This is a genomic window from Hoylesella timonensis 4401737 = DSM 22865 = JCM 15640, from assembly GCF_000455445.1.
GTDB classification, from domain to species: Bacteria; Bacteroidota; Bacteroidia; order Bacteroidales; family Bacteroidaceae; genus Prevotella; species Prevotella timonensis.
Genome location: NZ_HG417096.1, coordinates 1 through 10,739, shown reverse-complemented (window position 1 = coordinate 10,739; position 10,739 = coordinate 1). Strand labels below are relative to the sequence as shown.

The 10,739-nt window shown below is 42.6% G+C and carries 3 protein-coding genes; all 3 read right to left on the bottom strand.

All coding sequences use genetic code 11. The features are described from left to right. Positions 1 to 535: 535 nt before the first annotated feature. Positions 536 to 4,798, bottom strand: a complete 4,263-nt coding sequence (locus tag BN35_RS07630) for an endo-beta-N-acetylglucosaminidase (RefSeq protein ID WP_025073094.1) — start codon at positions 4,796 to 4,798, stop codon at positions 536 to 538. A 218-nt stretch (positions 4,799 to 5,016) separates the two neighbouring features. Further along, positions 5,017 to 6,873, bottom strand: a complete 1,857-nt coding sequence (locus BN35_RS07625; RefSeq protein ID WP_025073093.1) for a SusD/RagB family nutrient-binding outer membrane lipoprotein — start codon at positions 6,871 to 6,873, stop codon at positions 5,017 to 5,019. Between the two features lie 19 nt (positions 6,874 to 6,892). Next, a complete protein-coding gene (locus BN35_RS07620; protein WP_028901208.1) occupies positions 6,893 to 10,363 on the bottom strand; it encodes a SusC/RagA family TonB-linked outer membrane protein in 3,471 nt (1,156 codons plus the stop codon). Between the last annotated feature and the right edge of the window lie 376 nt (positions 10,364 to 10,739).

Here is a 10,739-nt window from a genome sequence, read left to right as displayed (position 1 = left end):
TATTTTTTTCTATTTCACAACTTTTCAAACCCCGTTTTTTCGTCATTTATATTTACAAAACACTAAGCGAATTTACCAAGGGCAACATTTAAATTAAGCTACAAATGTACTTGTCAGTGAAGGATAGCTTTCTCTCTTTGTTCATTGTATGAGATGTCTGTCGCAACAGCATTTCACGAGATTTCACGACACGTCCGTACTATTCCATTGCAATGATGAAAAAAACTTATTTCCGTTTCATCAGAACAGCAGTCCTTTGTCCTACATATCTCTAAATTGTGTCGGTAGCTTTGTTATATTTGTAGAACGCTTTGCGTTCATTGTCTTGTTTACTTCATTTGCTCATTTACTTTCATTTTTTCCAACAGCCTTACCCTTCAATGAAAGTGTCTTGAATATTGTTGTCCGTTAAAACCCAAAATCGCATAAGTACTCTGCCAAGAGTAATTACATAAAAAAGCATGCTTCCATTAGTTTAAGAAGCACGCTTTTTTAATTATATTTAGGCACCACTTTGTTGAAGTGCCACGTACACTTACTGTATCATCACCTTCTTTGTTGTTCCATTGGAAAATTTGATGATGTTCAATCCCTTAACAGGTGCGCTGAGCTTCATGCCTTGGAGGTTATAAATACCAACAATTTTTACTTCTCCCTGCTCTGAGGCGAAAGAATTGATGCTGGTTGGTAAAGAGGCTCCCTTTCGACTGATAGCTAAAATTGTAGGAATAGATCCTCCCCATGATTGATTATAAAAGCCAACAGACTTTATTTTCTTACTCTTATCTGTTTCTATGGTATATTCGTAGAGACGGAACTGATAACGATCATCAATAGCATTTTCTTGGAAATCGTCACCAGAACCTCTCTTGATACGTCCAAGCTCTCTAACCGCAGCCTCACCGTCATCATAGCTTTCGAACCAGTCTGATGGATAACAGTTTATCATTGTAAATGTATCATCTTCATAATTGGCCATGGCACCAATATTTCCGCTACCATTCGCACATATCATTAAAATGTATACTTCTTCACAACTTACGGGCTTCGCGAATGTCAGTTCTTGCCAACCCCATGAATTTTTTATCACATATGCATTATTTTGGGTGTAATCAGCGAGTTGATATTGAATACCCGATTTACTTACCACTTTACGACTTGCATCAGAGATAGCACCCTTTTCTTGCACGTCTTTGGTGTACAGGCACCATCCTTGTGTGTCGAGTGTTTCAGAAGAGTGGTCTGTTGCATCCTTCTGTTCTACAATGACATCAGCATTCCAGTTACTAATCTCTACGGGTTCTACAACAGGAACTGCTTCCTGGAACTGCTCGTAAGCCTCAACCTCTGAAATTAAAGGATAATGAAGGGCATTCAAGTTACAGATAACAGCAAGATATTTCACAGTCTTAAACTCTGGCAAGATACACTCCAACCTGATTGTGCCATCAGCGTTAATAGGCAACTTGTCAAGATTATCAAACGTCTTTACGATTGGCAATCTCGTCAAATCATCACCCATGGCAATCTTGATTTCCTTGTTAGCCACAGTTACATCGCCATTGTCATCGGCTCCCTTATTGTCGTATGGAATGGTAACCACTACCTTCGAGAGGTTCCACCCCTTCTCGTCAGGTGCGGTAAAGATAGCCCACACATCATCCTTGTGAGTGGACACGTGTTCAACATCCTCACAAGCATTCTCTCTTAGGTCACCATCGGTGAGTGTAGACAACTCCTGATCTTTGTAAGGAGCTTCAAAAGAATAATCAGCATCGTATAGACGTAAAGTGGCCTTACCTCCCTTCAATATGTTGGGACGTGTCTTATCATCAATGGTAAGTTTGACAACTCGTTCTGTATATGCGCCACCGTTATCAATCCGGATTTTTAGAGAGGCCGTACCGATAATCTTCATGGCTGTAACAGGAATTGTAAATGTACCTTCATCGACATTCTCTGTAATCTCTCCAACTGAAACATTATCGTTATCAGGTTCTGCACTACAAGTGAAAGGATTCTCACGAGTATCTTCATTGAGATCATACTTCACCACGATATTCTGTGTTGTGCCAGCATTGATAGTCATCTCTTTATCAACAGTCATCTTCATGTTGTTGTCTGATACACCAAACACCTCAAATTCCCAAATACGCAACGTTCCATTTACATGAGGAATGAGCTTAATGTAACGAGCTTTGACTGGTGCAATGTAGTTTTCTTTGATAGTAACTCCCTCTTTTCCAGTCTCATCAACAACAGTAGTCCAGGTGTTCATGTCATTGCTCACCTGTATTTGGTAATTATCAATCTGATCTACACCACTTTCTGGACCCGCATTGCCATCATATATCTTGAAACCATAAACGCGGAAGACTCCCTGTAGGTCAAAGACAGCCCAGTTATCAGGACTGACATTGCACCATTTATCACTCGTACTACCAGGATTGGTCACACCGTCTATAATCTTAGCTGGCACCTCTTGTCCATTGGTTGATCCACTAAAGCTAACTACTCGCTTGTTCACAATCACATTGGTCACCAAATTAAGGTCTTCCTCGGTTGCGAATACATCAAGAGCATCAATGGCTATCTCGGATGTACCAACCGCATTAGTAGCTTTGACCGTCACCTTCTTTTTGCCTTCGTTCTTGGCTACTACAACAATAGAAGATTCGCTAAGCGATGAGCCTTCGGCCAATTCAAGACCCTCTGGTAATATCCACTCATAAGAAGTTGGATTGCCTGTTCCCTTTGCGGTAAGAGTTACTTTGTCGCCCACCTTGACATAGCTCTTCGAGAGAGCAAGTGTCACAACAGGAGCCTTTGGCTCGGGATAGTCTACCTGTATCTTCTCTGCTGGTTGTTGCACCATATCTTTCATCACTGGTACCAGTTCTACATCGACGTGTCTGTCAAGTCCAGAACGCTTCACCTCGGGAATATAGAAGCCCTCACCACGCGTCTGACCTATCAAGTTGCGAGTGCCGTCTTGGTTAACAGTATAGATGTCGAAGTGGTCAAAATCGTCATTGTAAGTATAATCCCAAGTCAGGCGCAGGTCGCCGCCCTCGTCATTCAATACACTGGTTGTCTTGAAATTGGAAACCTGAATCTTCTCAGGAGCATACCCAGCAGGCAATACTGCCAATGCACCGAGATTCATGTTAAAGTCTGCAATGTCGGCATCAGCCTTCAAGTTGAGTGCAATCATATAGACAGTTTTGCCGTTGAGTGAAGACAAGTCAAAATCAGCAATAGTCCATCCATTCTTCTCTGTCAGTTTTGGAGCAGACAGCGTTTCATTAGGTGTAGTAGAACTTTCCGTGGATAGTTTTGCTTCGATTGTTGCGTTAGATGGATTCTTGTAAACAATACGAAGAACACCACCAGTCTCCACTTTGATTTGCGTTTTGTACAATCGCATCAAGTGGTCGCCCGATGTCAACGTACCGGCTATTTTGAAACTTGAACCTATGTTCCAAGCATCATCCCAGTCTATACTAACTTTCAAATCTCCCTTATTTTCTATCCACCAGCGCCAGGTTGGCAGAATGCTTTGCAATCCGCTATGATACCAATCTTGCGTTCCTTGTTTCTCTCCTTCTACAAAACGGTGTTTGCCGTCGCCTACACACATAGAGCTAATGAAAGGCATCTTGTCAATGACTGAACGTTCAAGTATACATCCAGAAAAGCCAGGCCAACCATATTGGTCTGTATCAATAGAGGGGTCGCCAGAATAGTTCACCCACACTTTCTCCTCAGACTCGAAAACTTTTCTGGTGGCAGCATAAGCTGTTGGCCCTTGATTTGTCGAACTGCCTCCCAAATAGGCTTTCACATTGTCTTTCCATGCACGTTCCTCAGGACAGAACAAGTCTACCGATCCAACATGCCCCGTCGTAGGGAATGCCCTGCGTAGTGTTGCGCCGTAACCAGTGAGTCCACTGTTCACACACTGAATACCTGCATAGATTTTACTGAAAGTTTCTGCTTCTGACACACCTAAGGCTGCTGCCTGATTACGATAATCACCTACTGAGCCATACTCCAAGAACTGTGAAGTGTTCTTATGCGTTTTCAGAATCGTTGAGTTGGGATAACCGCTGGCATTATACCACTGAATCTCCATATCGGTATCACCAGCAGCATCAGCAATCTCATTAAACTCCTTTATCAAGCCTTCCCATTCACTAGTGGAACCTCCGCCAGTCTCTTCATTGATAAACCAGCCATCGAAACCAAAGTATTTAGCTATCTCATACAACTTGCGAGCAAATACATATTTGCCACCTTCTTGTTCCAGTACTTGACGAACCCATTCTTGTTTTCCACCATAATAAGCAGGAGGGAAGAATATCTGTCCTAACACCTTTACGCCACTCTGGTGTGCTGCATCTATCGAGCCAGCAGGCGGTGGAATGATAATACCCTCAGAAGCCGAGCCTGCCCAATATACAAGTTTATCCATATACTGCCAGTAGGTAGGCTGATAGCCCAAGAAGTTATTGGCTCCCTGTGAGGGGCTACTACTACATGTTGGAAACAAAATTGTGGCATTGCACACCTGTCCCTCATAGTATTGGTTTTTGTTGGCTTTCATCAAGGTAGGCTCCTTAAATCTTTTGGCCAAAGGCACCTTAGAACGGTTGAACTTAGCGTTAGGGTCCGTGTCTGGCGACCAGTTCCTAACATAATCTGGATGCCAGCATCCACCATAAGGCTGCTGCGCCTTTGCTATTCCTGAATAAAGCACCATGAACAGCGTTACAAACAAAAGTCTGTGTAGTTTCATAAGCATTGTTTTAGTTAGTAAATAATGATAATTTTCCTTTATGATATTTTCATTGTAGGCTTTGGCATAAATAACGAAATTCCCATTGAATTTATGAGTAGGTGCCCAAAAACAAGCGCATATGAAGCACTTCCCACTGAACACCTTCTGATAGATATACCACCTCACGAAAAGTTATACTTCACTTCAAAAGTTGTTTGTTACCAAAAGCGGCTTGTCTATTTGACTACTGCCATGCGGAAGTTATTAGGCTTGTTACGTTTACCACTGTTGTCATTGGTATCCTCTACATCCCACCACAATCGTTTCCCCTGCGAATTGACCTTCAACAAGTCTGGATTTGAAGTAAAAGCTTTGTTAGAGTTCTCACTATTGGGATAGAAAATACGTTTAATATTCTTTCCATCGGGAACGTCACCACCTGACATATTCGTCAGTTGATTAGCCAACACAGGATAGTCGGTACGCCTAAACTCAGCCCATCCTTCATTGCCATTAGGGAACACAGCCATCCATTTCTGTGTGATGATAGCTTCAAGAATGCGTTCCTTGTCGCCACTGCTAAAGACTCCGTCTTTCCAAATCTTCAGTCCGCTGATATACGACTGAGCTTCGCTCTTGTCAATCTGATAATAATCCATAGATGCCTGTACTCCCGCCTTGAAATAATTTTCTGCATTCTGTGTTAGGTCGATACCAGTCCATCCCCGCAGAGCAGCCTCAGCCTTAAGGAACAAAGACTCGGAATAACCCAGCCATACGGTTGGACGAGCGTCATTGAACCAGTACTTAGGATCGAGTTTCTTTGATAACGGTTTGGGTTGACATCGTACCAAGCTATAACTTAACGTGGACATTGAAATGTCTGGTGCCTGGGTACCTCGCTTGCATCCCTTGAAATCCTCACGAACACTTTCTTTTCCCTCGGATATCATGCTTTGTGTCATGTTTCCCCTGTACCAGCTTACCAGACAACGTGGATCAATGGTTTTCTCGACAAATTCTTTTCTCGACTTGCGTATCTTGTACGTTCCTCCACCTGTACTCAGGTTGCGGTAATACTGTTCCAAATCCCACGACATTACACTCTCGCCATTATAACGAATACTGCACATGGTGAGTCCATTCTCGGATCCACCTTCATCCATGCCTCCCATTTCGATAGGCGCATACTTCGGAACAGTTTGCATATTGTCAGCGTTGTCTTTCATCAAACCATACTTGTTGTTCAGGGCGGCTTCGCCTTCTTTCTTTGCACGGTCAGGATCAATGTTCGAAATACGTAAAGCCATGCGTAGACGCAACGTATTGGCAAAGCGCAACCACTTGTTCACATCGCCAAAATAGCAAATATCGTCTTTATCCACCTTGTACTGTGAATTGTCATCAGGCTTGATACTGTCAACTGCTTGTTCCAGCATTCTAAACATCGCATCGTACACTTCCGCCTGTGTGTTATATGGCACGTTATTGGTCTCGGGAATACGAGCCTGCACATATGTCTTGAACGGCATGTCCCCATAAGTATCGGTATTCGCCAACGCCAAAAAAGCATAGTAGATGCGCGTGATGTAGAACATGTTTTTATAGCGGTCGGGAGTATCGTTGAATTTGAATGCTCTCAAAAGTGTGCGATATTCCGAACTGCGGTCATTGTAAAAATGAGCCCACCGTCTACCACTCCAACCATCAGCATAACCAAAGTCGGGCGATTTCTTCGCATGTTTGGGTTGGTTGTTAGCCACATAGCCTGCATAGATATCATGACTAAGATTAGTCGTTATCTGATAGTCGTTGTAATATCCTTCATACAAGAAGTTACGAAAAGTAGAGGCGGCTCCAGCCAAGTCGGTCTTACAAGTAGCTGAGTCGTCTTTACTAATTTTAAAGTTGAGGTTGAGGTCAGCATATTTACCTGTTGTCTCTTCTGTTACGGTGTCGGTTCCAGCTTCAGAAGTCTTGTCTTCTATCTCGTATGGGTTGTGTCCCATATCTTCCAAGTCATAACAAGAAGTGGTTACGCCCAACGTGAGTGCCAACAATAGCAAATGTATGCTAGAAAACTTATTGTTCATATAATTAAGTCCTTTCATTTTAGAATCCTAAATTTACAGAGAAGCCAAAGGTACGCGTGTAAGGTACTGCCATAAAATCCAACGCTTGGGAGAACATAGTGGTATCATAACCTCCATCGGGATTCCCCGGCGTATGCTTCATGAGGAAGCAGAGATTACGCGCTACGAATGACAACTTACATTGAGTTAGTGGTGTATGTTTGAGCAATGTCTTAGGTAATTGGTAGCCAATAGCGAGTTCCTTGAGTTTGATGTACGATGCATCGTGTACAAATTCCTCGGCATATCCCTTTTGCGACTTAAACAAGCCTACTGTAGAATAATAGCTTTGGGCACTCACGGGGATGTCGTTCACGCTGCCATCTTCCTTCACACCAGGCACCACCATATAATAGTCGCCCTTGCCATTTAATTCCTTATACTCGCCACGATATTCCGTACGTGCCGATGTTCCTACTGAAGTGGCCATACCCTCTGAAACGGATACGATGCTACCACCAAATTTCATATCAAACATTGCCGATAACAAGATGCCTTTAAAGTTGAACGAAGGTGTTACCGACATTAACAAATCGGGTTGGATGTTGCCAATAGGATGCTGAAGTAAATACTCTTCCATGTTACCGTTACCAGTCTCGGGTTGCGGAAGTCCATTTTTATCTACAACCACACGTCCTTGTCCATCTCGCTTTATCATATTGTTGGCGTAGATATCACCCAAGCGTCCGCCCACTACCGCACCTACTTTCACGGGCATGTTTGGATCTCCAGCGAAATAAATTCGTTTTACACCATCTGCCAAGCTTTCTACCGTTGACTCGTTGTGAGCCAGATTTACATTTAAGTCAAATACGAAGTCGGATGTCTTGACAGGAGTGGCATATACCATTAGTTCCACACCCTTGTTCACAATCTTGCCTGCATTGACCCATTGCTGACTCCAAGGAGAAGAAGCATCGACAAGCATGGCTTGGTTCTTCGTGGAAGACCAATAATAAGTAAAATCAAATCCTAAACGGTTTTGGAAGAATTTCATATCCAGACCTGCCTCTATCGAGCTTTTTATCTCTGGCTTCAGATTACTGTTCATTTTGATAGTCTGAGCAATTGGCTCGCGTACACCATTGCGAAAAGCAAACTTGCGCACATTATATAAACTATAAGGTAAAGGATCTTTTCCTACTTGTGCCGCTGAGAAACGCATCTTGGCAAAAGTAATCCATGTAGGTAAGGGCTGCTTGATGCTCCGCATGAAGTCAGAGAAGACATAACTAAGGCTTGCCGAAGGATAGAAAAACGAGTTGTGCTTCACGGGTAAGGTAGACGACCAGTCATTGCGTGCCGTCAAATCCAAAGAGAGATATTCGTTGTAAGACAACTGCAAAGACCCAAAAGCAGAATACATGGCACGCTGATATCCATTATTATTTGCCGAATTAAGCCGTGCTCCTGTGTTAAATATCCAGTTGTCTTTCGAAAGCATGTTTTCCACACCAGCATTTAGCACCTCATGTTGCAGATACATGATGTTTGAGCCAAGGTTGTAGCCCAGACGGAAAGTCTCTGCCAACTGCCGATCACCCAACAACATGAAAGAGATATTATGTTCAAAATGATTCTCCTCACCCCGTTGCATGCCGTCTGTCGTCACCTTCTCTGACCAATGTTGTGTCTTGGATGAGATAGCTTGGTCACCAAGGCTCAAGTTCGAACTCTGTAGACGAGTTCGATAGTAGTCAAAAGCATATTTTGCACTGAACTTGAGCCAATCAGCCAGATTCAGATTAGCAGCATAGTAACCAAAAGCACGCCATCGCTCGTCAGAATTCTGATATTGATGACGCACATAATATGGGTTGGAGTACTGTTGATTGGGTCCAAACCAGTTTTGATGCAAACGAGTTTCAGTTGTATAATGTTGCAAGTCTGAAAGTCTGACGTTTCCAGGAATGAGCAACAACTGTGCCACTTCACCACCGAGTCCAGTCATTGGGCGGTTCTCAGCTTTCATGCGCGACAAGGATATTTTGCCGTCCAACGATAAATACTTATTCACCACTGTACCCGTATTGAGATCCACATTCAGCTTTTGCAGTGTTTCATCCTGAAACAATCCATTGTTGCCATTAAAACCAATGGAGAGTCTATAATGTGATTTCTCCGTGGCATTCCCTAAAGCAACTGTGTGAAAATGCGAAAAACCTGTTCTGAAATAATCTTTCAGCTTATCACCATCGTATCTATAAGGAATAGGGGTTCCCAACCACGAGGGTTCGTTATGTCCATCCAAGGCTGAACCGAAAGCCAACTCTCCAGCCAACATACGCTGCTCTTGCTCATTGGTCACGTACACAGGTTTCCCCTGACTGCCTTGTCCATAGCGTTTTTGCATATCAATGGTCTGTGAAACTTGGCTCCAAGTGAAACTGCCATTATACACGACACCAAAGCCATCCTTGCGTGAACCTTTCTTAGTTGTGACGAGTATAACACCGTTTCCAGCTCGCGAGCCATACAAAGCTGCGGCATTAGGTCCTTTCAATACGGAGATAGACTCAATGTCTTCGGGATTGATGTCGAGTGATGTCCCACCCCTATCATAACCTCCATAAGCGGAAGCCTCCGAAGTTTGGTCGTCAGTAAAGGGTACGCCATCCACTATCCACAGAGGTTGATTATTGTCAGTCAGCGAGGAGTTGCCACGAATGGTTATCTTGGTTGAGCCAGCCAATCCCGTACTTGAGGTGTTCATCTGTAAACCAGCTACCTTTCCCTCAAGTGCTCCCGTAACCGAAGGGTCGCCTGTGGTATTGAGGACGTCGCTTTTAATATCCTGCACAGCATACCCCAGCATTTTCTTCTCGCGCTTGATACCTAAGGCTGTCACCACAACCTCATCAATGGCTTTAGCATCCACAGACATTACTGTATTTACCGAATGACTTGTTCCTGCGGTCAATTCTTTAGTCTTGTAACCCAAATAACTAAACTGCAGAACGGCATCGTGGTCATCGGTAACGATGGTATAATTGCCATCAAAGTCGGTCACCGCACGGTTATTGGTACCTTTTTGAGTAATGGTCACACCAATTAGTGGTTCGTTGTTCTCATCCAGAACCCTACCAGATATTTTGTTTTTTTCTTTATTACTGCTTTTCTTGGGCTGCTGCGGACTCTGTTTCTTAAGATATACCACATTGTCTACAATGGTATATGCTACATTTTTTCCATTTAAGAGTTGATGCAGCACCGTTTCAATAGATGCATCTTTCACATTCAATGCATTAACTGGCAATCTGGACAAGTTGTCATCATAAAAGAACTGATACTTCTTTTGTGCCTGGATTTTCTTAATGGCAGTGCCTAAAGTGGTGTTAGGCATCTTGATAGTGACTTGTGCAAAGCTGCCGTAAAAAGGAAGTGCAGAGAGAAGCAGACCTACTGCCATCCCTGACCATATCCTACCTCTAAAGGGCTTCTTATTTTTCATCATTTGTTTGGTTGTTGTTTTTAGTTGATTTGTGATTTCATCACATAGGTTATAATTATATAACAAAGTTGACCATAAAAACACTTACAAATAATTTATTAAAATATTGTTTTTGTTGATTCTATACAAACCTAAATTTGATACCGTCATTTTTATTGACAATGGACATTATATAATTGGCATATTTGTTACAAAATCGATTAATGACTGAAAATATCGCAAAAATAGGAACTCTCGAAAATGCCAACTCTTAGTTACTTACAAAAAACATATTTCTATAACAACAGGAAATTCTATAATTTTTCGTTATTGTAGAGGTTATTTAAGGATACAAAAAGAATACTATAATGCTGCAAGATAGACTTTTTTGTAGCAG

Excerpts from the sequence above, each read along its gene's own strand:
- BN35_RS07630 (WP_025073094.1), bottom strand. The coding sequence starts at position 4,798 with ATGAAACTACACAGACTTTTGTTTGTAACGCTGTTCATGGTGCTTTAT.
- BN35_RS07625 (WP_025073093.1), bottom strand. The coding sequence starts at position 6,873 with ATGAACAATAAGTTTTCTAGCATACATTTGCTATTGTTGGCACTCACG.
- BN35_RS07620 (WP_028901208.1), bottom strand. The coding sequence starts at position 10,363 with ATGAAAAATAAGAAGCCCTTTAGAGGTAGGATATGGTCAGGGATGGCA.